The sequence below is a fragment of the Mesorhizobium sp. YC-39 genome, assembly GCF_025753795.1.
Taxonomy (GTDB): domain Bacteria; phylum Pseudomonadota; class Alphaproteobacteria; order Rhizobiales; family Rhizobiaceae; genus Mesorhizobium.
Map to the genome: position 1 here is coordinate 1,549,345 of NZ_JAOWPS010000001.1, position 25,163 is coordinate 1,574,507.

Sequence of the window (25,163 nt, forward strand, 5' to 3'; positions counted from 1 at the left end):
CCTGATATTTCCTCCAACGACTTGCAGGATATCCTACAAGTCGCTATAGGACAAGTCGTCAACCTCCCGCGCGATGTGGTTATTCGGCGTCGGACAACAGTGGGAGCAGGGAGCAACATGCCGGTATTGAAGTCGATCGAACCGCTCAGCCGACCACCGCTTCTGCATGTGAGCGTGCAGGAGAGCCTGCGGAAATATATCGAGGCGAACAGGCTGAAGGCGGGCGATCCGTTGCCGCCCGAGACGTTCCTGGCGCAGCAGCTCGGTGTTGGCCGCAATTCGGTCCGCGAAGCGATCAAGGCGCTGGAATCGATCGGCATATTGGAGACGCGCCGCGGCATCGGCGTGTTCGTCAAGGAATTCTCATTCAAGCCGCTGCTCGACAATCTGGCTTACGGCCTGCAGGACTCGCTGCGCGATGTCGAGGAGCTGCGCGAGATCCGCCGTGTGCTCGAGACCGGACTGATCGCCAAAACCATCGAGATGATCAGCACTGAGGACATCGACGAGCTTCGCCGGCTGACTGAAAGCATGCGCCAGCGGGCCGAGCGCAGCGAGAGCTTTGCCGAAGAAGACCAGCAGTTTCACCAGATGCTGTTCCGCTGCCAGAACAACCACATGCTGAGCGCTCTCATCGACATCTTCTGGGTGGCATTCAACAAGGCCTCGGACTTCACCAATCTCGACAATCCGACGCCGCTCGCCACCTGGCGCGATCATCATGAAATCGTCGAGGCGGTCGCCGCCAAGGATGTTGACCGGGCACGCAGCCGGCTCGACGACCACTACCGAGGTATCCAGCAAGTCATCGCCAAAAACCGCACAATTTGAAAAAATGCCAAGGGAGGAAACCATGCGCATTAAGACGATAGCCATTGCCGCCGCGCTGCTGCTCGGCACCGGCCTGCCGACCATCGTGCAGGCACAAAATCCAAAGACCATCGCCGGCGGATTCGACGTCGGTCCCGGCGGCTTCCCCAAGAACTTCAATCCGCTGGTCGCGACTGGCGGCTTCACCTGGCTCAGCACCTATTTTGAACCGCTGGTCATCTGGAACGCCGGGCTGACCGAACTCGAAGGCGACCTGGCCAAGAACTACACGATGAGCAGCGACCAGCTGACCTATACGTTCAACCTGGTCAAGGAGAGCTGGCACGACGGCAAGCCGTTCACGTCGAAGGACGTGAAGTTCACCATCGAGCTCGCCAAGAACAAGGCTTCCGGCAGCCTGCTCGCGGCACGCCTCGGCGATGTCGCGTCGGTCGAGACGCCTGACGACAGCACCGTGATCGTCAAGCTGTCGAAGCCGAATGGCTCCTTCCTGTCCATTCTTTCGCAGGTGCTTATCCTGCCGGAGCATGCCCTTGCCGGGATGTCTCCGGAGTCGCTGGCGACCAGCACCTGGTGGTCGACCAGTCCGGTCGGCACCGGCCCTTTCAAGTTCAAGAAATACGTCACCGACCAATATGTCGAACTGGCCGCGGACGACGACTATCGTGGCGGCAAGCCGAAGGTCGACGTGCTGATCAACCGCTATTTCGAGAACCCGGCGGCAGCGGTCGCAGCGCTGCGGGCTGGCGAGATTCAGTTCACCTATGTCGAGCCCGACGATGCGGCATCGTTCAAGACCGACACCAGCTTCAAGGTGATCGAGGGCGGCTCCTACGTGGTCAACTATATCGGCCTCAATCAGAAGGTCGACCTGTTCAAGGACCTGAGGGTACGTCAGGCGATCATGTACGCAATCGACCGCAACGCCATCATCGAGAGCCTCTATGGCGGTGCAGCCAAACCAGCCAATTGCGGCTATGTCGCGCCGCAACTGGTCCCCGAAGGACTGGAAGCCTACGCCTACGATCCGGCCAAGGCCAAGGCACTGCTGACCGAGGCCGGCTGGGACAAGATCAACGGCGACAAGCCCATTACCCTGTTGACCTACTACGGCTCGCCGCAGGCCGCCAACGTCATGGCCGCCATCCAGTCCATGCTGGCCCAGGTCGGCATCAACGTCGTGCCGCGCGTTGTCGATACGCCGACCTACAACGGCACCGTCTACAAGGAAGGCACGCCGGACTGGAACGCATTCCCCATGGTCTATGCCGGTCTGCAGAACGGTCCGAACCCGGCCGGCATCAATCCGGGTCTGAACAAGTCGCAGTTGCCGCCCGCTGGGTTCAACACCATGCGCATCGAGTTCGACGATCTGAGCGCGGCTTTCGACAAGGCGCTCGGTGAAACCGATGCGTCGAAACTCGATGCCGCCTGGCAGGATGTTTGCAAGGTGATGAACAAGGATCTTCCCTGGGCAACGCTGTGGGTGGCCAATCGCTACGGCGTTGCCTCCAACAAGCTAAAGGACTTCGTCTGGACGCCCGCGCCTGGCGGCGGTCCCTATGCCGCTCATCCCGAGACCTGGGACATCCAGTAGGTAGGCGGGCCTCCCGCCTCGCCAATAGGGCCGGCTTCCTCCGCGATGCCGGCTCACGCCATCCACTTCCGGAAAGCCGATGCTGAGTTTCATCGCCCGCCGCTGCGCCACAGGACTGTTGATGCTGGTCGCCTTGAGCCTCCTCATCTTCGTTCTGCTGCGCCTGGCGCCGGGCGATCCGATCGATGCCTATATCAATCCTTCGGTGCCGATGTCGGCCTCCGATCTCGAAACGCTGCGCGACCGCCTCGGCCTCGATCAACCGCTGCCGCTTCAGTATTTCGGCTGGCTGCGCGCGGCGCTGTCTGGCGATTTCGGCTATTCGATCCAGCGCAGCGGCGTGCAGGTGCTGCCGCTGGTGATGGAGCGCATCGGACCCACGGCTCTGCTAATGGGCCTGGGTCTGGCGATCGCCATCGTCGTCGGCATCGCCGCCGGCATCTACAGCGCCGTGCGCCGCAACGCCTGGCCCGATATTGCGATGTCCGTGCTGTCCTTCATCGGCATATCGAGCCCGGCCTTCCTGACAGCGCTGCTCGGCCTCTATTTCTTCTCGGTGCTGCTGCGCTGGGCGCCCTCTGGCGGCATGCAGACCGCCGGCGCGCCATTCTCGATCTCTGACGTGCTTGCGCATCTAATCCTACCGGCGTGTCTGCTGTCGATCGGCCATGCGGCGCTGATCATGCGCTATATGCGTGCCTCGCTGCTCGAAGTGCTCAACCAGGATTATGTCCGCACCGCCCGTGCCAAGGGCGTGCGCGAGTTCTGGGTGATCATCAAACACGCCACCCGCAACGCGCTCTTGCCGGTCATCACGTTGATCGGCTCGACCGTGGGCATTGCCATCGGCGGCGCGATCTTCCTGGAGAGCGTCTTCAACTGGCCAGGCATGGGCCTGCTGCTGGTCAACGCCGTCGGCACGCGTGACTATCCCGTCATCATGGGCGCCACGCTAGTGATCGGTGTCTGCGTCATCCTGGTCAACATTCTCACCGACGTCGCCTACGCCTTCGTCGACCCACGCATCCAGGTGGCGTGATGACGGTCGCCGCGATCGAACCGCCAGCCATACAGCGCACCAAGGGTCCGCTGCGCCGTGCGCTCGACCGCTTCATCGAGAACCGCGCCGCACGGGCCGGCCTGTTTATCGTGATCCCCGTGCTGATGGCGGTCATGACCTATCACTGGTGGTGGCCATACGCGCCCAATGCGATCGACCTGAAGGCCATGAACAAGGGACCGTCCGCCAGCCATTGGCTCGGCAGCGACGGTGTCGGCCGCGACGTCTTCGCGCGGCTTCTGCAAGGCGGTCGCATTTCGTTGCTGGTTGCCGTCTGCTCGGTCGCGATCTCTATCGTCATTGGCTTTCTCGTCGGCGCCATCGCAAGCTTCGGCGGCCGCGTCGTCGATGCGACCGCGATGCGCTTCGTCGATCTCGCCATGACTTTGCCGCCGGTCATCTTCCTGCTGGTGCTTGCTTCGATCGCCGGCACCGGCATCGCACCGACAATCCTCGTCATCTCGCTGCTGTCATGGCCGGTTCTGTCGCGCATGGTCAGGGCGCGCCTGCTCGAACTGCGCGAGCGTGATTTCGTCGTTGCCGCGCGCGGCATGGGGGCGGGGCTGCCGCATCTCCTGTTTCGTCACGGCCTGCCCAATTGCATAGACATCCTCGTCGTCTACGCGACCTTGCAGATCGCCAACGCGATCCTGCTGGAAGCCGGCCTCTCCTTCCTCGGCCTTGGCATCGCGCCGCCCGAAGCGAGTTGGGGCAACATGCTCAATCTCGCCCGCTCCACCGTCGTCCTCGAACAATACCCCTGGCAGTGGATGTTCCCTGGTGCCGCTCTGGTGCTCACGGTGCTTGCCATCAATTTCATTGGCGACGGCCTGCGTGACGCTTTCGATCCCCGATCCGATCTCAACTGAAGGTTCTCAAAATGCCACTTTTTACCGGCGTCGTGCCGCCCGTCGTTACCCCCCTCAACGCCGATTACAGCATCGACTTTCCGTCCTTCACCCGAACGCTGGAGAACCTGCTCGATGGCGGCGTCCACGGGCTGTTCGTGCTTGGCTCGACCAGCGAGGTGGTCTTCCACGACGAAGCCGGGCGCAGGGCGATCATCGAGCACGCGGTGAAGGTCAACAACGGCCGCGTGCCGATTTTTGTCGGCGTCATCGACCCGACTACAGACCGCGTCATCAACCATTCGAAGATCGCCAGGTCGGCCGGCGCCGACGCCATCGTCGTCACCGCGCCCTTTTATGCACGCACGAGCCAGCCGGAGATCATCGACCATTTCCGCTACATCAAGGACGCAATCGACATTCCGATCATCGCCTATGACATCCCGGTTTGCGTCCATATCAAGCTCGATCGCAAGACGACCGTGACGCTTGCCAGGGAAGGCACCATCGCCGGCTTGAAGGATTCCAGCGGCGACGACGGCAATCTGCGTTACGTGCTTAAGGACATGGCCGGCGACGCCAACTTCTTCGGCATGACCGGCTCTGAGATCATGGTCGACACGGCCCTTGCCATGGGCGCGCATGGCGTGGTGCCGGGCATCGCCAATGTCGACCCGCATGGCTACGTCAAGATGTGGAACCTGATGCAGGCCGGCAAGCATGCCGAGGCCCGCGTTGAGCAGGAGCGGCTTATGAAGCTGTTCGAGATCGTCTGGATCGCGCTCGGCCGCACCAGCGCCGGTTCGGCCGGCGTCGGCTCCTTCAAGACGGCCATGCGCAGCCTCGGCATCATTGCCACCAACAGGATGGCCCGTCCGCAGCGCGACCTCAACGCTGAGGAAACCGCCAAGGTTGACGCGATCCTGCGCGATGTCGGCCTGCTCGGCTGACAATGGACGCGCCGATCCTCCAGATTGCCGGATTGCGTGCCGTATTCCGCATCGCGGGGCGCGACATCGCTGCCGTGCAAGATATCGATCTGGAGATCGGCTCCGGCGAGACCGTGGCGCTGGTCGGCGAGTCCGGTTCGGGCAAGTCGGTCACCAGCCTCTCCATCATCGGGCTGCTGGCGAAGAAGATCGGCCATATCGCCAACGGCCACATCTCGATTAGGCGGCGCGACGGGTCCGTCACCGAACTGACAGGCCTTGACGCGGAGCAATTGCGCCGCGTGCGCGGCAACGACATCGGCATGGTCTTTCAGGAGCCGATGACCAGCCTCAACCCGGTCTACACAATCGGCGAGCAGATCGCCGAGCCGATCCGCATTCACCTTGGCAAATCGCATCGCGAGGCGGCAGCCGAGGCGGTGCGCCTGCTGACGCAGGTCGGCATCCCGGACCCCGCGCGGCGCGCGAAACAATACCCGCACGAACTCTCGGGAGGCATGCGCCAGCGCGCCACCATTGCCATGGCGCTCGCATGCAACCCGACCTTGCTGATCGCCGACGAACCGACGACGGCGCTTGACGTGACGATCCAGGCGCAGATCCTCGATCTGCTTGCCGACCTTCAGGCCGAACGCGGCATGGGCATCCTCTTCGTCACCCACAATCTTGGCGTGGTTGCCGAAATCGCCGACCGCGTGGCCGTCATGTATGCCGGGCGCATCGTCGAGACCGGCCCGGTGAGCGAAGTTTTCGCCCATCCGCGCCATCCCTACACGATCGGCCTGATGCGCTCCGTGCCACGGCTTGGCCAGGCAACGGCGCTGAAGGCGGCCGGCACGCCGCTGCCGACGATCGCCGGCAACGTCCCCTCGCTGGCCATGCTGCCCAAGGGCTGTTCCTTTGCTCCGAGGTGCTCGATGGCGATGAACGCCTGCCGTGCCGCCGTGCCGCCGTTGTTCCAGATGTCGCCGACGCAGGCGAGCCGTTGCATTCGCTGGGAGGAGCTATGAGCGCGCCGGCCCCCTATCTCACTGTTCGCAATCTGACCAAGCATTTTGGCCCGACTGCGTTCTCGCGCGGGCCTGTGGTCAAGGCGTTGCAAGACATTTCCTTCGACATTCCCCGTGGCCAGGTGGTCGGGCTGGTCGGCGAATCCGGTTCCGGCAAGACGACCGTTGGCCGTTCAGTGCTGCGACTGATCGAACCGACGTCGGGCGAGATACGCTTCGACGGCAAGGACATCGTCAAGCTGGGGGCAGGGGATCTTCGCCGCCAGCGCCGCAGTATGCAGTATATTTTCCAGGATCCCTTCGCCAGCCTGTCGCCGCGCATGACCATCGGCCAGATCCTCACCGAAGGCCTGGATATCCAGAGGATCGGCAACCGCGCCGAGCGCCGCGCGCGCGCCGAAAAGGCGCTCGCCGCCGTCGAACTGCCAGTCGACACTTATGATCGCTACGCGCACGAATTTTCGGGCGGCCAGCGCCAGCGCATCGGCATCGCGCGCGCCCTCACGCTGGAACCTGAATTCATCGTCGCCGACGAGCCCGTATCCGCACTTGATGTTTCGATCCAGGCACAGGTGATCAACCTTCTGCGCGACCTGCAGCTGCGGTTCGGCCTGACGATGCTGTTCATCTCGCACGATCTGGCAGTGGTCGAATATATTTGCGACACCGTCATCGTGCTCTATCTCGGGCGCATCATGGAGATCGCACCGGCGGCGAGCCTCTACGCCCGCCCCCAACACCCCTATACGCAGGCGCTGCTGTCGGCCATTCCCTCGCCGGACCCGACGAAGCGCTCGAAGCGCCAGATACTCAAGGGCGATATTCCAAGCCCCGCCAACCCGCCGTCGGGTTGCGTGTTCCGTACCCGCTGCCCCTATGCGATCGAGGCCTGCGCCGGCGTGGTGCCCGAATTGCGCAAGACCGAGGCGGGACACCTCAAGGCTTGCATCCGCGACGACATCCCGGCATGAAGGTCTTCGTCTATGCCTATCTCGACGATCGGGACCGCCAAGCAGCACGTCGAACCAGAAGCGGGCGAAAGATTCTCGATCGCGGCAGCTTCCAGTCTGACAGGTAAAGCGCAAACTGTCTGGCGTCAGCGATTCCCGGTAAGTCCAAGACCGATCTTCATGGTTCTATTTCACGCCGATGCCGGCGGTCAGGCCACCATCTATCTTATAGTCGGCACCGGTGCAGAACCCGGCTTTCGCCGAGCACAGGAAGGCGATGAGCTCCGCCACTTCCTCCGGCTCGCCGATGCGCCCGATGGGGTGCGCTTCGCCGAAACGCTTGTAGGCGGCTTCGACATCGGCATCCGTGCCGTTCTCGCCGCGCGCTGCCTTTTCCAGGATCGGGGTGCGGATCGAGCCTGGGCTGACGGAATTGACGCGGATGCCGGAGCGCGCGTGGTCAAGCGCCAGAGCGCGCGTCAGCGTGTGGATGGCGCCCTTGGTGGTGGCATAGGCGGCAACGTTCTGCTGGCAGGCGAAGCCTTGCACCGAAGCCACGTTGACGATGGCGCCGCCGCCTCGGCGGATCATTTCCGGGATGCCGAAATGCGCCGTCAGGTAGATCGAACCGACATTGACCGTCATTGCCCGGTTCCAGGTGTCGAAATCGGTGCTAACAGCGGTTCCGTATGGATGGACCGCGGCCGAATTGACGATGATATCGAGCCCGCCGAACCGCTCGACACCGGCCGCGACCGCGTCGCGAACCTGGTCCGGCACGGAGACGTCGGCGTCTATGACCAGTGCTTCGGCTGCGGAACTTTCCAGTTCCGCTTTCATCGCTGCATTGGCCGCGCGGTCGATGCCGCAGGCGATGATCGCAGCACCCCCTGCCGCAAGGCGTCTGGTGGTTGCAAGGCCAATCCCGGTCGTCCCCGTCACCAATGCCACCTTGCCGTCGAAATCCTTCATTTTCGAAAACTCCTTCATTGGCTATCGACTCCCATCGCGGTCCAACAATAAGTTGCCAACCTCTCGCAAAAGGAAAGCCGTAAATGGAACAGTGCTGGCGCTGGTATGGACCGGACGATCCGGTGACACTCGATCATGTCAAGCAGGCAGGTGCGACAGGCGTGGTCTCGGCCCTGCACAATATCTATGACGGGCGCGCCTGGCCGATCGAGAGCATTCAGGAACGCAAGCGGATCATCGAGGCGGCTGGGCTGACCTGGTCGGTCGTCGAGAGCATCCCGGTCCATAACTCCTTCAAGATCGGTGCGCCGGAACGCGAGCGCTATGCCGGCTACTATCGCGACAGCATTCGCGCGCTTGCCAAGGCCGGCATCGCGACGATCTGCTACAATTTCATGCCCGTGGTCGACTGGACCCGCACCGATCTGGCCTACCGGCTGCCGACGACGGGTTATGCATTGCGTTTCGATGCGATCGATTTCGCGGCCTACGACCTGTTCGTGCTGAAGCGCAAGAATGCCGATGCCGACTACAGTGCCACCCGCGTAGCGGAGGCGGAATTGCGACTGAGGAAGCTGGGCAGCGGGAAGATCGACCAGATCGAGCGCAACCTCATCGCCGGCCTGCCGGCGACCGAGCGCAGCTATAACCGCGACAGCTTTCGCGAGGCGCTGGCGGAGTATGATGCGATCGGGGCGAAGGAATTGCGCGACAACCTTGCCTGGTTCCTGCGCGAGATCATTCCTGTGGCCGAAGAGGAAGGGGTGCGCATGTGCATCCATCCCGACGACCCGCCCTTCTCGCTCTACGGCCTGCCACGCATCGTTTCGACCGCCGAGGATGCGCGTTTCATTCTCAATGCGGTCGACAGTCCGGCCAACGGCCTGACATTCTGCACCGGCTCCTATGGCACCCGCGCCGACAATGACATTGTCGCCATGGTCAAGGAATTCGCAGACCGCATCCATTTCGTCCATCTGCGCAATGTTACCATCGAGGAAGACGGCTCGTTCTATGAAGCCGAGCATCTCGAGGGCGGCACCGACATGGCGCATGTCATCCTCGCCTTGATGCAGGAAGAGGCGCGCCGCCGTAGGGAAGGGCGCACCGACTGGCGAATTCCGATGCGGCCCGATCACGGCCATCTGCTCGCCGACGACATCGGCAAGAAGAAAATCAACCCCGGCTACTCGCTGATCGGCCGGCTGAAAGGCCTCGCCGAACTGCGCGGCATCATGCGCGCCGTGGAGCGGTTCGGGCTGGCTTGACGGTCTCGGCGGGCAGTGGGTCGCCACAACGCGCCGTCCATCAGCTATCGTCCGGCGCGGCGGAAGGAAGCAGGATGGCGAGCAGAGTCGACATTGCATGGGGATGTCACTATATAGCGGCGGCTTCGACGGCTCGTGTCCGTGGAGCCACCGTAAATGCGCTACATATTGTGACACCTTTTGTGATACATATCGGTCTTAAAAACCGGGAAAAAAGCGAATAGAAACAATAGCGCGGGATTCGCTATGGATCCCAGCCAACGGTACCAGTCTCCTCTAGAACAGAACGTGCTCCTTGAACCTGCGATTCCTTCGGCTCTGTGGAGCTTGGACAAGATCGGCTTGCCGGGTGACGACGACTCGGCTGGAATGGGACATGCATCCTTTTGCGGGATGGCGACGTTTATGATTACCAACCGGCATAGCCGCCAGGGAACAGCAGTATGAGTGAACACGCGATCGAGTTCTTGCGGGGGTGGATCGGTGAAAAGGTCCAATGCCAGCCCTCGCCCGAAAGGATCGAGAAGCAGGCCGAGACCCTCGCCAGGGAATGCGCGGCCAAGGCAGCGGAAGCCGGCATACCCCTGGAGGATATCCAGGAAGAGGTCGGCGACATCCAGGAGCTGATCGCGTCGAGGCTGGAAGAGGCCGCCGAGGCCGAAGAGGACGAAAAGAATTCGGCCAAGCCTGCCGAGTGATGTTGCCGAACCCGGCAAAAGGGGCCGGGAGAGCAACTTCCAGCCTGTCTGACGGCCCGCGCCGCGCTATTCCTTTGGGCCCGCGCCGAATCTCTCCTTGAGCCATGCCTTCGGCAGCGCTGGCACGAAATTGCCGTCGCGCCCGGTCATGTCGTCATTGGCGGTAAGCGAATTGAGGATCGCTTCCTCCGTACCCTGGATGACCGCGTCAAAGAACGGATCGATGTCGGTATCGGGGATGAAATCGGCATTGGCGATGCGCCCTGACCGCGCCAGCGCCGCCTGCGGGTTGGCCGTCGAAAAGCCCAGGAAAATATCGCCCGAACTATGATAGCCGAACCCGCCGGTCATGGCGACGCCGAGCGGCACCCGCCGCGCCAGTCGTTTCATCTGATGCGGCAGGAGTGGCGCATCCGTGGCGACGATGGCGATGATCGAGCCCTTTTCGGCCCGCGGCGTGCCTTCGCGGATCGCCGGCTGCTTGAGATCGGGCCCGGCGCGCACGCCGCGAACAGTCAAATTGTGCCGCGTGCCGAAATTCGCCTGAACGAACACGCCGACCGTGTAGCTTCTCTCCCCCCATTCGACGATGCGCGACGCACTGCCGGAGCCTGCCTTGAAGCCGAAGCTGATCATGCCGGTGCCACCACCGACACTACCTTCCTCGATCGGCGCGCTTGCGGCCACATCGAGAGCGGAAAAGACATGCTTGACCTCAAGATGGTGGCCATTGATGTCGTTGAGGAAGCCATCATAGGTTTCGCCCGCCACCGGTAGCGCCCAGGCGCTTTCGAGCGATTGCGGCAGCGTCTGCTGCATCCAGCGCAAGGTTGCGTCGCGGCTGACGCCGCAAGAATGCGTGTTGGTGATGGTGACCGGAAAGTTGAAGGCCCCGGTTTCCTCGATGATATGCGAGCCGGTCAATTCGCCATTGCCGTTCTGGCTGAACATGCCGGCGAAGACCGGTGTGGCGAGATCGGCGCGGGGTCTGGGCAGTATAGCGGTCACGCCGGTGCGCACCGGTCCCTTGCCGACCACCAGCGGCCCGTCGCCCACAATCAGCGTCGTGTAACCCACCGCGATGCCGGGCACGTCGGTGATGGCGTTGAACCGGCCGGGCGTGCCGTCAAAACCGATGCCGAAGGCTCTTGCACGCCATTTGCCGGAAGGCGTCTGTTGGTGCGGATTGCCGGTCATGGCTGTTCACAAGTCATGGGTGCTCGGAATTCACGGCCTCAGAACAGGGAACCCTGGTTGCCAGGCTCCCTGGATTTGGCGGCGGGTCTCGCAATTGCCTTGGGTCTTGCCGGTTGTGCCGTACCGCTGGTCGGTCTTGCCGTACCGCTGGTCGCGATGGCATCCGCGGCGCCGTCGGCGAACTCCAGCGAAAGCGCCATCCCCGGCGCCACCTCCGCCGCGTGCTTGACGACCGCGCCGTCGGCGTCCTTCACCAATGCGAAGCCCCGCGCCAGCACGGACTTGTGCGATAACGTCGCCAGCAGCCGATCGGCTTGGGTCAGTTTGCCGCGCAGGCGGTCCAGTCGCCGTGAAATCGCCTGGTCCTGTCGCCGTGTCAGCCTCGTCAGTGCATCCGCCTGCAGTTTTTGCCGCCTTGCGATCGGCGCGGGTGACAGCCGCGCCGCGTTGCGCGAAAACCGCGCTCGCCGTTCGCGTACGATGGCGAAGAACGCAGCCTGCGCGCGGGCGAGGTCGCGGCCGGTCAGGGTGCGGGCCTCGTTCATGCGTCGCGACAGGGTGGCCGGCGTCAAACGCTGGCTCTGAAGCCTGGCCCGCTTGCGCTCGATGCTGACCGACAGTGCCCGGCCGAGCCGGCTCGTCGCCTCATCGAAGCGGCGGCGCGGCAGCGCCAGCAACTGGTCGGGCGAGGGCAGCGCCCGGGCAGCCGCGCGCACGACCTGCCGTTTGCGTTCGAAATTGCGCGAGACGGCCGCCTTCAGCCGCGCGCCGAGCCCGGCAAGCGTCGCTTCGAGATCCGCTTTGACCGGCACGGCAATTTCGGCTGCACCCGTCGGCGTCGGCGCCCGCACATCCGCCACCAGGTCGATCAGCGTCCAGTCCGTCTCATGGCCGACGGCCGAAATCAGCGGAATGCGCGAGGCAGCGGCGGCACGGGCGAGCGCTTCGTCGTTGAAACCCCAGAGGTCCTCGAGGCTGCCGCCGCCGCGCGCCACGATCAACAGGTCGGGATGCGGGATGGCGCCATCCAATGCCAGCGCGTTGAAGCCGTTGACGGCGGCGGTCACTTCCGCGCCCGCCGTCTCGCCCTGCACCCTGACCGGCCAGACAAGCACATGCAGCGGAAACCGGTCCTTGATCCGGTGGATGATGTCACGGATGACCGAACCTGTCGGCGAGGTGATGACGCCGATGACGCGCGGCATGAAAGGCAGCCGCCGCTTGCGCCCGGCATCGAACAGGCCTTCGGCCTGCAGCCGGCGCTTGCGTTCCTCCAGCAGCGCCATCAGTGCGCCGGCGCCGGCGGGTTCGAGATTGTCGATGACGATCTGGTAGTTGGACTTTCCGGGATAGGTGGTGAGCCTGCCGGTGGCGATCACCTCCATGCCTTCCTCGGGACGGAATTTCAGCCGGCTCATCGTGGTCTTCCACACCACCGCGTCGAGCCGCGCGCGGTCGTCCTTCAGCGCGAAATAGGCATGGCCGGAAGAATGCGGCCCGCGATAGCCCGATATTTCGCCGCGCACCCGCACATGGCCGAAGACATCCTCGACCGTGCGTTTCAGCGCGCCGGAAATCTCGCTCACCGTGTATTCGGTGGCGTTGGTGCGTGATTCGGATGCGGCGTCGCTCATGGACAGATTGAGGGGCGGTTGTCCGCCCGCGTCAAGGCGGCTGGTCCCGACATCTGTCTCACCAGCCCGGCAGGATCTGGTTCGGCTTGGTCCGCTTCATCTTCGAAAAGGCGAGCGCGGCGAAATCGAAGGTTCCCGTCTCTTCGCTGAGCGGCACCGAAATATTGTCCAGGCTTTCCGAGATATGGCGGGCCAGCGCATCGACGATCTCCGGCCGCGATGTCTGGCCGCGCATAATGCCGATGCGGCAATCGGGCAGGGTGCCGAACCCGTCGGCATCGCCCAGCACCCGCATGCCCGGCCTGAGCGCGCATTCCGGCAGCACCGAGATCGCCAGGCCGGACAGCACCGCGGCGGTGATGACGGTTGCCGAGAAGCTGGTGAACAGGATGCGATAGTCGCGGTTCTGCCGATCGAGCACATCGACGGCGGCGCGTCGCCAGATGCAGTTCGGCCGACCGAAGGCCATCGGCAGCACGTCCTGCTCATGCGTCGCATGGTTGGCCGAGGTGACCCACAGCAACGGCTCGCGCCGCACCACTTCCGATTGGCCGTGCGCGTCACTGTGCGTCACCAGGGCCAGATCGAGATTGCCGCGTTTGATATGCTCGGCCAGCCCTGGCGTCGGCTCGCAGATCACGGTCAGCTCGACACGCGGATTGGAACGCGCGAACCGCGCCATGATCTCGGGTAGGAAGCGGTCGGCATAGTCGTCCGGCGTGCCGATGCGGATTGTGCCTTCGAGCCGTCGGTCGTCGAAGGCGGCCAGCGTTTCCCGGTTGAGGAAGAGCAACCGTCTTGCGTAGGAAAGCAGCCTGTCGCCTTCCTCGGTCAGCCTGTTGGTGCGCCCGTCCTTCTCGAACAGCGGCTTGCCGATCCGCTCCTCCAGCCGGCGCATCTGCATGGACACCGCCGACTGGGTGCGGTGCACTTCTTCGGCTGCGCGGGTAAAGCTGCCGGTGTCGGCAATCGAGATGAAGGTCTGCAACTGATCGAGATCGAGAGGCGCTTTCATCGGTCCAATCCATCACTAGTGTTGATGCTAAAGATTAGAAACATTCGTTGGATTAATCAATCAAGTGATGGCAAATTAGCAGCATCCACATGAAGGCATGTGAATCGAGACCGGAACGGCCGCTGTCGCCAGCGCCGATCGGCCGGCTTTGTCTGCTCGAATCTGAAGGAGATCGACATGACCACGTATGATTTCGCCACCGAGACTTCGCGCATCACCACGCGTCCGTCCGTTGCGACGCGCGTGGCCAATGCGGTCGCCAATGCCTACCGCGCCTGGAAAAATCGCCGCGCCTTTTATCGCCTTGGCGAGATGTCGGACGCCGAGCTCGCCGATATCGGCTTGACGCGCGCCGACCTGCACGTCGCCAATGTGCCGTTCGGCCGCGACCCGACGGTCAGGTTGCGTGCGATCGCCACCGACCGCGCGGACACGATCGAGGATCTGGCCCGCAAGGTGGCCTGATCGCGCCGGCTGGTTGCATGCCGTTTCGGTCGCCTTGAACCTTTTGAGGTTCGACGTCACCAAGGGTTATGCAGGCTCCCACTCCCTGCCGGATCCCCCCGGCCCGCCTGCATCCTGCCCGGTCCCGCGAGGACCGGGCATTTTCTTGGCTCAAAACTGGTCAATGAAATTAGCGAGCCAGTCGTGAGTAAAGATCAAAGTCCCGAAAGCCAAAAAGCACAGGACCCAAATTCCATATCCGGTGCGATTGGCTTCGTTGAATGGCTTCCACTGTGATGAAATCGGCTTGCCGTGCTTCAGGGCGTCTTGAATATCGCGGAAGCTAGGAGTCCTTCTTGGGTCTACAATATCGTATCGAAAAAAGACGTAGGCAACTCCGAGCATCGAAGCAATCATCAAGACGTTGGTAATAATCTGGCCTAAGCTCATTTTTTCAACACATTCAACCTACCGCCGACCCATTCCCTGTTTGAACTGGTCGAAGATCGACTCGACGCCCTTTTGGTAGTCGTCGCGCTGCTGCGCACCCGTCTCGAACATCTTGCCGAACAGATCGTCGAATGGATTCCTCGGTCGGCCGCTCGGATTGGGCGCAGGCTGCGGTGCCTGGCGCTGCTGCGGCGGCGGTTGGCTACTATCTAACCCGCCGCCTTGACCACCGCCGAACATGTCTTGCAGCACCTTGCCCAGCGGATTATCGCCATAGGGGCTCTGCGTCTGCTGGGTTTGCTGTGTCCGACCCTGCGGCGGCTGGGCGCCGCCGCCGAACATATCCTGCAGCACCTTGCCGAGCGGATTGTCGCCCATCGGGTTCTGCGTCTGCTGCGGCTGGCGCTGCGGCTGCTGCGCACCGCCGCCGAACATGTCCTGCAGCACCTTGCCGAGCGGATTGTCGCCCATCGGGTTCTGTGTCTGCTGTGGCTGGCCTTGCGGCTGCTGGCCACCGCCGCCGAAAATATCCTGCAGCACCTTGCCAAGCGGATTGTCGGCCGGGCTTGCATCCTGCGGCGCCTGGCGTTGCTGTGGCGACGGAACCTGGGCGCCACCGCCCGCCTGCCGCATCATCTGCTCGATGAGCTCGCCGAGTGGATTGCCGCCGCCGCCGAAGCCACCGGCCGCCTGCATCTGGTTGTTGGTCTGCTTGAACAGGCCGCCCATGACCATTGAGGCGACCGAGGGCAGCATCTGCTGCAAGACCTGCTGGCTGACGCCGCTCGCCTGCGCGGCCTGGCTGGCAACGGCGCGCGACAGATCCTTCGAGCCGAACAGATGCCCGAGAATGCCATTGCCTTCATCGACGCCGGGTTGCGAAAAGGCCGCTGCCGGGTTCTCGAAATATTTGGCGTGCTGACCGCTGGCCATCGCCGCCATGAAGGAGCCGAGCCCGTAAGGGTCGGACGTGTTGCGCTTCAGCCCTTGCGAGAAGGCCGGCAGCAGCGCCTCGACCGCCGACTGCGTCTGCTGCTGCGAAAGCCCGAATTGTTGGGCAAGCGCCTGCATGCCATTGCCGTTCTGGGCCTGCGCCAGAATGTCGAACAAGGAAGGCATTGATTTCTCCTCGGGAAAATCCTCGTTGGAGAAGTCTAGTTCGTTTCCATGACTGTTTGAAGCGACTTCTGCCGAGCAGTCACTCAAGCAGATAGCGAAACGTTAATACGCATATTCCATGAACACCGGCTCGATCGAGTCGCCCCAGCGCGTATGATAGGCGGAGAGCATCTCTTCGGCACTGGTCGTACCGCGCGCGACGACTTCGTCCAATGTGTTGAGGAACGAGGTTTCATCGTAGCCGTCGCGGTTTTTCTTGCCGCGGTTCTTCAGTCCCATGCGTGAAATGATAAGCACGTCGCGGGCGATGTCGCGCAAGGTCGTGTTGCGGAAGGGCGCCGAAATGCCTTGTTCCGGCACGGCGTTGCGCATCGCCAGCACCTCTTCATAGGCCCAATTCGAGGTCAGCGCTTCGGCTGCGTCGAGCGCTGCCTCGTCATAGAGCAGCCCGACCCAGAGAGCCGGCAGCGCGCAGATACGCCGCCACGGCCCGCCATCGGCTCCGCGCATTTCAAGGAACCGCTTCAGGCGTACGTCGGGGAACAGCGTCGACAGATGGTTCGCCCAGTCGCCCATCGTCGGCAGGCCGTCCGGTATCTCGTTGCGGGCCACCCCCGTCATGAATTGGCGGAAGGTGACGTGCGTCATGTCGTGATAATGACCGTCGCGGATGACGAAATACATCGGCACGTCGAGCGCCCATTCGACATAGTCGGCGAAGCCGAACTCGGGCGAGAAGCAGAATTCCAGCAGGCCCGAGCGCTGGTTGTCGGTTTCGCGCCAGATGTCGCCGCGCCAGCTCTGAAATCCGTTGGGCCGGCCTTCCGTGAAAGGCGAGTTGGCGAACAGCGCCGTCGACAGCGGCTGCAGCTTCAGCGACACCTGCATCTTGCGGCGCATATCCGCCTCGCTCTCGAAGTCGAGATTCACCTGGATGGTGCAGGTGCGGTACATCATGTCGAGGCCCTTGCTGCCGACCTTGGGCATGTAGCGCGTCATGATCTCGTAGCGCGACTTCGGCATTTTTGGTGTCTCGGCCAGCGACCATTTCGGGCTGCCGCCAAGGCCGAGAAAACGGATGCCCATCGGCTCGGCGATCTCGCGTACCTGGGCCAGATGCGCATTGCCCTCGCGGCAGGTCTGGTGGATCGTTTCCAGCGGCGCGCCGGACAGTTCGAACTGGCCGCCGGGTTCCAGCGAAATCGCTCCTTGGCCGGTCGGCTCGACCAGGCCGATGATGCGGCCGTCATCGATGATCGGATCCCAGCCGAGCTTTTCCTGCATGCCTTCGAGGATGGCGCGGATGCCGCGCTCGCCGCCATAGGGCACCGGCGCGTTGCCGTCGACATAGAACGGGAACTTCTCGTGCTCGGTACCGATGCGCCATTTGTCGCTCGGCTTGTTGCCTTCGGCCAGATACTCGACAAGCTCGTCGACGCCTTCAATGGGCCGGAAATCGGTTGTGTCGCGCGCCATGACAAGTCCTTTGGCACATCACCCCAAAAAATCGCCTTCGATTTTCGCCGGGGATCATGTGCCCAATCAAAGTGCTACAGCGTCCTTTGCGCGTCCGGAAGGACGCGCGGCACTGTAGGCGGCCGGACGACCGCCGGCGCTAGATGGACGAAATGTCAGTAGCCGATCAAGAGAAAAATCCTGAGCCACAGGTCAAGAGGAATTGATTCATGCCTGGTCTCACCAATCACCGATCGTCGCCTGTATCACCGCAAGTGCTGCCACCGCGGCCGTGTCGGCGCGCAGGATACGGGGTCCGAGTGGAATGGCGGTCACGAACGGCAGCGCCCTCAGCACCTTGCGCTCGTCGTCGGAAAAGCCGCCCTCCGGCCCGACCAGCAGCCCTAGCTTGCTTTCCCTCAACCCCTGCAGCGCGGGCAGGGGATTGTTGGTCGAGGCGTCCTCGTCGCAGAAGATCAGTCGCCGCTCTCTGTCCCAGTTGCTGAGCAGGCGTTCGAACTTTTCCGTTTCGCGCAACTCCGGCACCGCCAGTATGCCGCACTGTTCGGCAGCCTCAACGACATTGGCGCGCAGGCGTTCGATGCCGGGCTTTGCCACTTGCGTGTGCTGGGTGATGACCGGCTGCAGGATGCCGGCACCCATCTCGACCGCCTTCTGCACGAGATAGTCGAGCCGCCCCTGCTTCAGCGGCGCAAAGCAGTAGACGAGGTCGGGCAGCGGTGGTTGCGGCCGTTGCTGGACCGCCACCTTCAGGTGCACCGACTTTTTCGACTTGGCGGCGATTGCCGCCGACCACTCGCCGTCGCGGCCGTTGAACAACAGGATTTCGGCGCCTTCGCCAAGCCGCAGCACATGCATCAGATAGTGGCTTTGCTGCGGGCTCGCCTCGAACTCGATATCTCTTGCGAGATCGTTAGGCACGAACAGCCGCTGCATCTTGTAATTGGCGCGCATTGCCGAGGAATGGGCGAGCCGGCCGTTGCCGTCAAGCCTCAGCGGTGGCATGCCAGACCGGCTCGTAGCCTTGCCTTAGCACCAAAAGAGTGGTTGCCGGCGTAATCAGGCTGAGCGGACGGCCGGCAAGGCAATCGAGCCCTACCGGTTCGTCATAGCCGGCAAACGACCAGCGCAATGCCTTGCCGCCGCGCACCGCGTAGACTTTGGCGTCATCCGCGACCATGGCGCCGTCCGGCAGCTCGGTAAGCTTATCCACCGCCACGATCGGCGGTCGCCCACCCGATGCCAACCGCTGCTTGTGCAAGCGCTTGTCGACCATCGGTGCGCGCGGCTGGGCGATGCCGAAGGCCTCGCCAAAGCGCCGGACGAAGTCGCTTGCCTGCTCGCGCCGGCAGAAGAAGCAGGGCCGATGCCCGGCAGCGAGCGCCGTCACCTCGTCGAGGAAGAACAGCTCGGTCCAGCCTGCCTTGCCGCCCGGCCGGTTGCGCCCCATCGGCTCGCGCCGCACGTCACGGAACTTGCACACACAGATAATCCAGGCCTGAAGCGCCCAGCGCTTCTTCAGAAGCGTCTTGGTCTCAGGGGCGTGGATGATGCCGCGATTGCCGGTAAACAGGCCGCGCTCGGGTACGGCATGGATGGCGCCGAACGGATCGACGCGGTTCTGCAGTGGCATAGCTTTCTCCCCGAATACGCATCTTGGCTGAAACGCCGACACCATGATATCGCTCGTGACATCATTTTCGTGTCAGCAGGTTTCTCCATGCGGGTGCTGGTGGTCCAGAACTACGACAACACCGGCCTTGGCCAGGTCGGCGCCGCCCTTGCGGAGGCGGGCGCCGACCTCGATCTGCGCCGCCCCTATCAAGGCGAAACCCTGCCGGAGGATGCCGCCCAGCATGACGCCATGGTGGTGCTTGGCGGCGGCCAGAATGCGTTGGCCGACGACGACTATCCCTATTTTCCCGCGCTGCTCGAACTGACCCGCGATTTCGCCGACAAGGACCGCGCCGTGCTCGGCATCTGCCTTGGCAGCCAATTGGTCGCCCGCGCCTTCGGCGGCGAGAACCGGATCGGCGCGGCCAATGAATTCGGCTGGTGTGGCGTCTCGCTGACGCCAGATGCCAAGGCCGATCCGGTGCTCGGCGCGCTGCCTGAAAATTTTCCTATTTTCCAGTGGCATGACGACACGTTTGCGTTGCCTGAAAATGCCGTGCGGCTGGCCGGCAATGACGTCGCCGAAAACCAGGCGTTCCGCATCGGCCGCGCGGTCTACGGCTTCCAGTTCCATTTCGAGGCCGACCGGCCGATGGTCCGTGACTGGAGCGCGTCCTTCGCCCCGCTCATCGCCGCCCGGCATCCGGACTGGGCCGGCAAGCTCGATGGCGAAATGGCCAGCAACGGACCTCAGGCCGACGCCGCTGGCCTGGCCATCGCCCGCGCCTGGGTGGCGACGATCTGACTAGAAGATATTTGCGCCTGCAAGGCGCGGCGCTCCGATTGCCGTACCGGACGTTGCATATTTAGCACGCGAGCGAAAAACCGCTGTGGACAGCTTGTTTCATCCTTGGCTTGTGTCCGCCCGGCGTCCTAGAAGGCGCGCGCTCTGCATCTTCTGTGCAACGCGATGAACCTTTTTTCGTCGCTAAGCGACACACGGCCGATACAGGAAACGCCTAGAAGCGCGAAATCTTGAAAGATCTTGGTAACTCGCTTCTTCAACAGATTCGTAACAGTCTTCATGCACAGATGCAGAAAGCTCAACAAGAGATGACGTCCGTGAAAGCAGCGCTTCTGTCCTTTGCCATGCTGTCCGCCATTGTGCTTTTCGGCCTTGGCACCTACGCCGGCGACGTGGCCAACAACCACAACGCCGTCGACGGTTACGGCGTTACCGCCGCGCTTCGCTGATACGATTGCCCAAAAGCCCGCCCTTGGGCTTGAACCGAGGATACGCCGTGGCTTTGGGACGGCGACATCCCATGGGCAGCAACTTGAGCGTGTTCCCCCGCTTTAGCCCTTTTCGCCCGATATCGCCAGAATGCGCTTGTCCGCGCCGTCCACGACGAGTGCGGTAAGGTTCCCCGACTGCCAGGCGAGCGTGTCGACATTGACGCGGTTGGCCATCACCTCAGCCTCCGGCACTGGCGTGTGGCCATGCACCACGATCTTCGGATAGAGGCCGGGATGGTTGTGGAAGACATCGCGGATCCAGATCAGGTCCTGCGTGTCCTGCTTCTCCAGCGCAATGCCAGGCCGGATGCCGGCATGGCAGAAGAAGAAGTCGCCGAACGTCAGTGAAAACGGCAGCGACCGCAGGAAGTCGACATGGCCTTTCGGCACGGCCTCGACAAGTGCGGTGTGCCCCAGCCGCAGTGCCGCGTCGCTTCTGCCAAACCATGCGTTGCCTTCGGGCAGCGCCACGCCATAGGATTGCGCTGTCTGGATGCCGCCATAGCGTATGAACAGCCCGTTCGGATCGGGGGCGTCGAGAAAGTCGAGGAAGCCGATGTCGTGGTTGCCAGCGAGCGTCAGGTAACGCGGGTCGCGTTTCTGCACCTCGATCAGGAAGTCGATGACCCCTTTGGAGTCCGGCCCGCGATCGACATAGTCGCCAAGATGGATGACGCGCCAGTCGGCCGGCCGCTCCTTGCTGATCTCCGCCGCGATCCCTCGGAGCATGGCGGCCAGCAGATCGAGCCGGCCATGCACGTCGCCGATCGCGTAGAGCCGCACGCCATCAGGTCCGCGCGCGTCTAGAAAGTGGATGCCGGGGCCTGTCAAAGTTTGCATCGTCTCCGTGATCATACTGTCACAAGACTCTTAGTGCGGTTCCGGTTCTCTTGGAACCGGCAACTCGCTAACTATTTGTTTTGCTGCATCTATGCGGACGCCAAATGATTCCATTTGGCCGCAAAAAGGCTTTACCGCCGAAGCTGGTCCTTGCCCATATCCGTCACCAGGCGCTTTCCGCATAGCGCCAGTGTGATGTCCATCTCCTTGCGGATGATCTCGAGCGCCTTGGTAACACCTTCCTTACCGAGCGCGCCCAGGCCGTAAAGGAAAGGCCGGCCGATATAGGTGCCCTTGGCGCCGAGGCACAAAGCCTTCAGCACGTCCTGGCCCGAGCGGATGCCGCCGTCCATATGCACTTCGATGGTGTCGCCGATCGCGTCGGCGATCTCTTCCAGCACCATGATCGACGACGACGCACCGTCGAGCTGGCGTCCGCCATGGTTGGAAACGATTATCGCGTCGGCGCCGGTCTTGGCCGCCATCAGCGCGTCCTCCTTGTCGAGGATGCCTTTCAGGATCAGCTTGCCGCCCCAGCGCTCCTTGATCCAGGCGACGTCCTTCCACGACAGGTGCGGGTCGAACTGCTCCGTCGTCCATGACGACAGCGAGGCGACATCGCCGACACCCCTGGCGTGGCCGACGATGTTGCGGAAGGTGCGGCGTGGCGTACCGGCCATGCCCAGGCACCAGCGCGGGCGGATGGCCATATCGACAATGTTCGCAAGCGTCATCTTGGGCGGTGCCGAAAGTCCGTTGCGGACATCCTTGTGGCGCTGGCCGAGGATCTGCAGGTCGAGCGTCAGCACCAGCGCCGAGCATTTCGCTGCCTTGGCGCGGTCGATCAGGTTGAGCACGAAATCCTTGTCGCGCAGCACATAGAGCTGGAACCAGAATGGCTTCTTCGTCACCGAGGCGACATCCTCGATCGAACAGATACTCATCGTCGAGAGCGTGAACGGCACGCCGAATTCCTCCGCCGCCTGCGCTGCCAGCATCTCGCCATCGGCGTGCTGCATGCCGGTCAGGCCGGTTGGCGCCAGCGCCACCGGCATTGCCACCTTTTCGCCGATCATGGTCGATTCCAGCGAGCGGTTGCTCATGTCGACCAGTACGCGCTGGCGAAACTTGATTTTCTGGAAATCCTCCTCGTTGGCGCGATAGGTGCTTTCGGTCCACGCGCCCGAATCGGCATAGTCGAAGAACATCTTCGGCACCCGGCGGCGCGCGAGGTCCTTGAGATCGGCAATGGTGAGTATGGTGCTCATGATGGTCCCGACTTGTCCTTAGGAGTGTTTACGTGCCGGTTCGTTGTCGCCGGACTCGGAGCGTTGCTTGAGCCTCAGCCGCGACACGCGCTGCCAGTCGCCGCTGCGCTCGGCTTCGGCCATTGATCGTTCGACATAGGTGATGTGGTCCATCGCCGCCTGCCTGGCCGCGGCCGGGTCGCCGGCCTTCACCGCGGCATGGATCGCGCGGTGCTGTGCCAGCAGCGCCTCGCGCGCGCCCGGCACGCTGAACACCAAAAGCCGGTTCTGGAACACGCCTTCGGATAGCAGCCGGTAGCATGCGCGCAGAGTGTGCAAAAGGATGATGTTGTGCGCGCATTCGCAGACCGCGTGATGGAACTCGACATCGATTTCCGCCTCGTCGTCGAAGTCGCCGGTCCGGTGCGCCTCGTCCATGCGCGCCATGATGCGGTCGAGCAGCGCCAGATCGTCCTTGGTGGCGCGCCGCGCCGCGTATTCGGCCGCAACCGCCTCGATCTCGCGGCGGTATTCCAGATAATCGGTCACCGCCTTGCGGTGCATGGAGATCAGGTCCGTCACTGGCTTGGTGAACAACTGGCCAATGACGTCGGCGACATGGGTGCCGCCGCCCGGCCGTGTCGTCAAAAGCCCGCGGCCCTCGAGCATTTTGAGCGCGTCGCGCAGGATCGGTCGCGACACTTCTAACTGGCGCGCCAGCTCGCGCTCGCCGGGCAGCCGGTCGCCGGTGCGCAGCACGCCTTCGAGGATCAGGTTTTCGATCTGCTGCACCACCTCGTCGGCGGTGCGCGAATGCTCGATCCTGGAGAAAATGTCGCTCAAAGGGGCGCCTGGGAATTGAACCGGTGTCGCGCAGGATAAAGCCAGTGTCGCCAACTGGTCAAATTATTTATCCAATTCGCCCGATCGGGTCGTTTCGACGCCATGCCGCAATATCGCCTTCGGCTAAACTTTGTTGTTTGCGTCTCCGGGCGATTGTCTCTAGAGGACGCCATTGCACGAAGGGTCAAAAAGAGGGGGCCAGCCGTGTCGGACGATCGGTCCAATCTCGAATTCCAGCCGCGCGCCAAGGGCAGCGTCATGGGCTTCCCGGCGCATGAGGGAAGGCCCGGCGCGCTTGGCGAGGTTCACGCCCGGCCGCATCCGCTGGTCGAGAAGCCGCGCGTTCTGATCCAGCTTTCCTTCATGACCGAGGGCGGTTCCGGCGTCGACATGGCCGTGCTGTCCGAACTGTCGCGCCGCCTCGGAATCGCCGCGCCCGACCGTCATGCCCGCCACCATGCCATGAAATGGGGTCAGGGCTCGCTGCGCTGGGAACGGCACACGGAATTCTCGACCTATCTGTGGGAAGGGCCGCTTGCCGAAAGCGGCAAGGCCCAGGAGGACTCTCCCTTCGGCAATGGATTTTCGCCGCCGGGAACCGTCATTTCGGGCATCAGGCTCGAAATACGCAAATGGACGCAAACCAGCGAGAGGCTGATCGCCGGCTTCGATCCGACCAGCCTGTGTTACTCGCTGGTCGAGCGCGGCAATGCCGCCATCGTCACCGACTTCCGCCAGGATGGCGACGGCCTGACCCGCATACTGGTGCTCGATCGCGGCCTGACGCCGGCGCGAACCGGCGCTCTGTCGCAGCGGCTGATCGACATCGAGACCTACCGGACGCTCGCCATGCTCGGACTGCCTTTGGCGCTGACGCTGTCCGGCCGCGCCCGCCGTATCGAAGACAGGCTGGCGCAGACGACACTTGAAATGAAGGTGGCCGAGACCCGTGATAGCCAGACGCTGCTTGCCGATCTGACCGAGCTTGCCGCGGAACTCGAGGCCGATGCCGCCTCTAGCCTCTACCGCTTTGGCGCCAGCCGCGCCTATGACGGCATCGTCGTTGAGCGGCTGGAAGCGCTGGAGGAAGAAGCGGTGCCCGGTTACGACACCTGGGGCGGCTTCCTGCAACGGCGCGTCGCGCCCGCCATGCGCACCTGCCGTTCGGTCGAGGAGCGCCAGGCCAATCTGTCGCGCAAGCTCACCCGCGCCACCACGCTGCTGCGCACCTGGGTCGATGTCGAGGTCGAGAAGCAGAACCGCGATCTGCTGGCGTCGATGAACAACCGCGCCCGCCTGCAGCTTCGTTTGCAGCAGACGGTGGAAGGCCTGTCCGTCGCCGCTGTCTCCTACTATGTCGTCGGCCTCGTCAGCTATGTCGCCAAGGGCGCCTCGATCTTCGACCACGCCTTCGCGCCGGAAATCGTTACCGCTGCCTCGGTGCCATTGGCCATCCTGCTCGTCTGGTGGGGCGTGCGCCGCGTGCGCCGGATGCACTCCGAGCCGGCCAAGCAGCCGGGCGAGTGAGTCTCCCCCCTTGAGGGGGAGATGTCGCCGAAGGCGACAGAGGGGGTCGCCTCGCGTGGGGCACCAACCTCGTTCACGACAGAAGATGGCCCCGGCGATCTACGTGAGACGACCCCCTCTGGCCGCTTCGCGGCCATCTCCCCCTCAAGGGGGGAGAAACTGCGGCAGCGGCAGATTGCCGCTGCGGAAGCCTGTCCCGGCATTGGTTCCCGATTTCGTCCAAAGCAGGATTTGCAACAGACGCTCGTCGTTGGTAAAACATTTTTACCAGTCGAGC

The 25,163-nt window shown here is 63.1% G+C and carries 25 protein-coding genes; 13 read left to right on the top strand and 12 right to left on the bottom strand.

Annotated elements, in window-relative coordinates:
- The first annotated feature begins 117 nt into the window (after positions 1-117).
- From OHD62_RS07325 to OHD62_RS07355, 7 genes are all read left to right on the top strand, one after another.
- Complete coding sequence (locus tag OHD62_RS07325) at positions 118-831, top strand: FadR/GntR family transcriptional regulator (protein WP_263781797.1); 714 nt, start codon at positions 118-120, stop codon at positions 829-831.
- 22 nt (positions 832-853) lie between these two features.
- On the top strand, positions 854-2,428 hold the full coding sequence (locus OHD62_RS07330) for an ABC transporter substrate-binding protein (RefSeq protein WP_263781798.1): 1,575 nt from the start codon (positions 854-856) through the stop codon (positions 2,426-2,428).
- A 79-nt stretch (positions 2,429-2,507) separates the two neighbouring features.
- Complete coding sequence (locus OHD62_RS07335) at positions 2,508-3,467, top strand: ABC transporter permease (RefSeq protein WP_263781799.1); 960 nt, start codon at positions 2,508-2,510, stop codon at positions 3,465-3,467.
- Positions 3,467-4,357: an ABC transporter permease gene (locus tag OHD62_RS07340; protein ID WP_263781800.1), complete on the top strand. Its 891-nt coding sequence runs from the start codon at positions 3,467-3,469 to the stop codon at positions 4,355-4,357. The genes OHD62_RS07335 and OHD62_RS07340 overlap by 1 nt, the downstream gene beginning before the upstream one ends.
- A gap of 11 nt (positions 4,358-4,368) precedes the next feature.
- On the top strand, positions 4,369-5,286 hold the full coding sequence (locus tag OHD62_RS07345) for a dihydrodipicolinate synthase family protein (RefSeq protein WP_263781801.1): 918 nt from the start codon (positions 4,369-4,371) through the stop codon (positions 5,284-5,286).
- A 2-nt stretch (positions 5,287-5,288) separates the two neighbouring features.
- The gene (locus OHD62_RS07350; protein WP_263781802.1) at positions 5,289-6,296 is read left to right on the top strand and encodes an ABC transporter ATP-binding protein; all 1,008 of its coding nucleotides are present in this window, start codon (positions 5,289-5,291) and stop codon (positions 6,294-6,296) included.
- Positions 6,293-7,267: an ABC transporter ATP-binding protein gene (locus OHD62_RS07355; protein ID WP_263781803.1), complete on the top strand. Its 975-nt coding sequence runs from the start codon at positions 6,293-6,295 to the stop codon at positions 7,265-7,267. The genes OHD62_RS07350 and OHD62_RS07355 overlap by 4 nt, the downstream gene beginning before the upstream one ends.
- Positions 7,268-7,432: 165 nt before the next feature.
- Here the strand turns inward: OHD62_RS07355 and OHD62_RS07360 are convergent, their stop codons facing one another.
- Positions 7,433-8,218 (bottom strand): SDR family NAD(P)-dependent oxidoreductase, encoded by a 786-nt coding sequence (locus tag OHD62_RS07360; RefSeq protein ID WP_263781804.1) that lies wholly within the window; start codon positions 8,216-8,218, stop codon positions 7,433-7,435.
- 83 nt (positions 8,219-8,301) lie between these two features.
- On the opposite strand from OHD62_RS07360, the gene uxuA reads away from it, so the two are divergent.
- Both uxuA and OHD62_RS07370 read left to right on the top strand, forming a co-directional pair.
- The gene (uxuA, locus tag OHD62_RS07365) at positions 8,302-9,486 is read left to right on the top strand and encodes a mannonate dehydratase (protein ID WP_263781805.1); all 1,185 of its coding nucleotides are present in this window, start codon (positions 8,302-8,304) and stop codon (positions 9,484-9,486) included.
- 443 nt (positions 9,487-9,929) lie between these two features.
- A complete protein-coding gene (locus OHD62_RS07370) occupies positions 9,930-10,184 on the top strand; it encodes a hypothetical protein (protein ID WP_263781806.1) in 255 nt (84 codons plus the stop codon).
- Positions 10,185-10,250: 66 nt separating this feature from the next.
- Here OHD62_RS07370 and OHD62_RS07375 read toward each other — a convergent pair whose 3' ends face one another.
- The 3 genes from OHD62_RS07375 to OHD62_RS07385 are packed head-to-tail and all read right to left on the bottom strand — an operon-like array spanning position 10,251 to position 14,030.
- A complete protein-coding gene (locus tag OHD62_RS07375; RefSeq protein WP_263781808.1) occupies positions 10,251-11,381 on the bottom strand; it encodes a P1 family peptidase in 1,131 nt (376 codons plus the stop codon).
- 38 nt (positions 11,382-11,419) lie between these two features.
- Positions 11,420-13,015: an exodeoxyribonuclease VII large subunit gene (gene xseA / locus OHD62_RS07380; protein WP_263781809.1), complete on the bottom strand. Its 1,596-nt coding sequence runs from the start codon at positions 13,013-13,015 to the stop codon at positions 11,420-11,422.
- A 58-nt stretch (positions 13,016-13,073) separates the two neighbouring features.
- Entirely contained in the window at positions 13,074-14,030 is a 957-nt protein-coding gene (locus OHD62_RS07385; RefSeq protein ID WP_263781811.1) for a LysR substrate-binding domain-containing protein, read from the bottom strand.
- A 177-nt stretch (positions 14,031-14,207) separates the two neighbouring features.
- On the opposite strand from OHD62_RS07385, the gene OHD62_RS07390 reads away from it, so the two are divergent.
- Positions 14,208-14,495 carry a DUF1127 domain-containing protein gene (locus OHD62_RS07390; RefSeq protein WP_263781813.1) on the top strand — a complete coding sequence of 96 codons (288 nt, stop codon included), beginning with the start codon at positions 14,208-14,210 and terminating at the stop codon, positions 14,493-14,495.
- Positions 14,496-14,645: 150 nt separating this feature from the next.
- Here OHD62_RS07390 and OHD62_RS07395 read toward each other — a convergent pair whose 3' ends face one another.
- The 5 genes from OHD62_RS07395 to OHD62_RS07415 all read right to left on the bottom strand — a co-directional run bounded on the left by OHD62_RS07395 (position 14,646) and on the right by OHD62_RS07415 (position 19,152).
- Positions 14,646-14,924, bottom strand: a complete 279-nt coding sequence (locus tag OHD62_RS07395; RefSeq protein WP_263781814.1) for a hypothetical protein — start codon at positions 14,922-14,924, stop codon at positions 14,646-14,648.
- Positions 14,925-14,942: 18 nt separating this feature from the next.
- Positions 14,943-16,043 carry a DUF937 domain-containing protein gene (locus tag OHD62_RS07400; RefSeq protein WP_263781815.1) on the bottom strand — a complete coding sequence of 367 codons (1,101 nt, stop codon included), beginning with the start codon at positions 16,041-16,043 and terminating at the stop codon, positions 14,943-14,945.
- 102 nt (positions 16,044-16,145) lie between these two features.
- Positions 16,146-17,519: a glutamate--cysteine ligase gene (locus tag OHD62_RS07405; protein ID WP_263781817.1), complete on the bottom strand. Its 1,374-nt coding sequence runs from the start codon at positions 17,517-17,519 to the stop codon at positions 16,146-16,148.
- A 219-nt stretch (positions 17,520-17,738) separates the two neighbouring features.
- Positions 17,739-18,473 carry a 16S rRNA (uracil(1498)-N(3))-methyltransferase gene (locus tag OHD62_RS07410; protein WP_263782319.1) on the bottom strand — a complete coding sequence of 245 codons (735 nt, stop codon included), beginning with the start codon at positions 18,471-18,473 and terminating at the stop codon, positions 17,739-17,741.
- 31 nt (positions 18,474-18,504) lie between these two features.
- The gene (locus OHD62_RS07415; protein ID WP_263781819.1) at positions 18,505-19,152 is read right to left on the bottom strand and encodes a hypothetical protein; all 648 of its coding nucleotides are present in this window, start codon (positions 19,150-19,152) and stop codon (positions 18,505-18,507) included.
- An 87-nt stretch (positions 19,153-19,239) separates the two neighbouring features.
- Here OHD62_RS07415 and OHD62_RS07420 point away from each other — a divergent pair, with 87 nt between their 5' ends.
- Together OHD62_RS07420 and OHD62_RS07425 are read left to right on the top strand one after the other, a co-directional pair.
- Complete coding sequence (locus OHD62_RS07420) at positions 19,240-19,938, top strand: type 1 glutamine amidotransferase (protein ID WP_263781820.1); 699 nt, start codon at positions 19,240-19,242, stop codon at positions 19,936-19,938.
- Between the two features lie 317 nt (positions 19,939-20,255).
- Positions 20,256-20,387 carry a hypothetical protein gene (locus OHD62_RS07425; RefSeq protein WP_006329401.1) on the top strand — a complete coding sequence of 44 codons (132 nt, stop codon included), beginning with the start codon at positions 20,256-20,258 and terminating at the stop codon, positions 20,385-20,387.
- 102 nt (positions 20,388-20,489) lie between these two features.
- Here the strand turns inward: OHD62_RS07425 and OHD62_RS07430 are convergent, their stop codons facing one another.
- The 3 genes from OHD62_RS07430 to OHD62_RS07440 all read right to left on the bottom strand — a co-directional run bounded on the left by OHD62_RS07430 (position 20,490) and on the right by OHD62_RS07440 (position 23,359).
- Positions 20,490-21,269, bottom strand: a complete 780-nt coding sequence (locus tag OHD62_RS07430; protein ID WP_412177347.1) for a metallophosphoesterase — start codon at positions 21,267-21,269, stop codon at positions 20,490-20,492.
- Between the two features lie 131 nt (positions 21,270-21,400).
- Complete coding sequence (locus OHD62_RS07435; protein WP_263781822.1) at positions 21,401-22,537, bottom strand: alpha-hydroxy acid oxidase; 1,137 nt, start codon at positions 22,535-22,537, stop codon at positions 21,401-21,403.
- Between the two features lie 18 nt (positions 22,538-22,555).
- Positions 22,556-23,359: a FadR/GntR family transcriptional regulator gene (locus tag OHD62_RS07440; RefSeq protein ID WP_263781823.1), complete on the bottom strand. Its 804-nt coding sequence runs from the start codon at positions 23,357-23,359 to the stop codon at positions 22,556-22,558.
- A 204-nt stretch (positions 23,360-23,563) separates the two neighbouring features.
- Here OHD62_RS07440 and OHD62_RS07445 point away from each other — a divergent pair, with 204 nt between their 5' ends.
- Positions 23,564-24,886, top strand: coding sequence for a DUF3422 family protein (locus OHD62_RS07445; RefSeq protein WP_263781824.1), 1,323 nt, complete (start codon positions 23,564-23,566; stop codon positions 24,884-24,886).
- Positions 24,887-25,163 lie beyond the last annotated feature (277 nt).

Coding starts and splice junctions, on each gene's coding strand:
- OHD62_RS07430 (WP_412177347.1), bottom strand. CDS start 21,269: ATGCAAACTTTGACAGGCCCCGGCATCCACTTTCTAGACGCGCGCGGA.
- OHD62_RS07330 (WP_263781798.1), top strand. CDS start 854: ATGCGCATTAAGACGATAGCCATTGCCGCCGCGCTGCTGCTCGGCACC.
- uxuA (WP_263781805.1), top strand. CDS start 8,302: ATGGAACAGTGCTGGCGCTGGTATGGACCGGACGATCCGGTGACACTC.
- OHD62_RS07340 (WP_263781800.1), top strand. CDS start 3,467: ATGACGGTCGCCGCGATCGAACCGCCAGCCATACAGCGCACCAAGGGT.
- OHD62_RS07385 (WP_263781811.1), bottom strand. CDS start 14,030: ATGAAAGCGCCTCTCGATCTCGATCAGTTGCAGACCTTCATCTCGATT.
- OHD62_RS07350 (WP_263781802.1), top strand. CDS start 5,289: ATGGACGCGCCGATCCTCCAGATTGCCGGATTGCGTGCCGTATTCCGC.
- OHD62_RS07405 (WP_263781817.1), bottom strand. CDS start 17,519: ATGGCGCGCGACACAACCGATTTCCGGCCCATTGAAGGCGTCGACGAG.
- OHD62_RS07435 (WP_263781822.1), bottom strand. CDS start 22,537: ATGAGCACCATACTCACCATTGCCGATCTCAAGGACCTCGCGCGCCGC.
- OHD62_RS07420 (WP_263781820.1), top strand. CDS start 19,240: ATGCGGGTGCTGGTGGTCCAGAACTACGACAACACCGGCCTTGGCCAG.
- OHD62_RS07395 (WP_263781814.1), bottom strand. CDS start 14,924: ATGAGCTTAGGCCAGATTATTACCAACGTCTTGATGATTGCTTCGATG.
- xseA (WP_263781809.1), bottom strand. CDS start 13,015: ATGAGCGACGCCGCATCCGAATCACGCACCAACGCCACCGAATACACG.
- OHD62_RS07325 (WP_263781797.1), top strand. CDS start 118: ATGCCGGTATTGAAGTCGATCGAACCGCTCAGCCGACCACCGCTTCTG.
- OHD62_RS07415 (WP_263781819.1), bottom strand. CDS start 19,152: ATGCCACTGCAGAACCGCGTCGATCCGTTCGGCGCCATCCATGCCGTA.
- OHD62_RS07400 (WP_263781815.1), bottom strand. CDS start 16,043: ATGCCTTCCTTGTTCGACATTCTGGCGCAGGCCCAGAACGGCAATGGC.
- OHD62_RS07360 (WP_263781804.1), bottom strand. CDS start 8,218: ATGAAGGATTTCGACGGCAAGGTGGCATTGGTGACGGGGACGACCGGG.
- OHD62_RS07345 (WP_263781801.1), top strand. CDS start 4,369: ATGCCACTTTTTACCGGCGTCGTGCCGCCCGTCGTTACCCCCCTCAAC.
- OHD62_RS07410 (WP_263782319.1), bottom strand. CDS start 18,473: ATGCGCGCCAATTACAAGATGCAGCGGCTGTTCGTGCCTAACGATCTC.
- OHD62_RS07375 (WP_263781808.1), bottom strand. CDS start 11,381: ATGACCGGCAATCCGCACCAACAGACGCCTTCCGGCAAATGGCGTGCA.
- OHD62_RS07390 (WP_263781813.1), top strand. CDS start 14,208: ATGACCACGTATGATTTCGCCACCGAGACTTCGCGCATCACCACGCGT.
- OHD62_RS07370 (WP_263781806.1), top strand. CDS start 9,930: ATGAGTGAACACGCGATCGAGTTCTTGCGGGGGTGGATCGGTGAAAAG.
- OHD62_RS07335 (WP_263781799.1), top strand. CDS start 2,508: ATGCTGAGTTTCATCGCCCGCCGCTGCGCCACAGGACTGTTGATGCTG.
- OHD62_RS07355 (WP_263781803.1), top strand. CDS start 6,293: ATGAGCGCGCCGGCCCCCTATCTCACTGTTCGCAATCTGACCAAGCAT.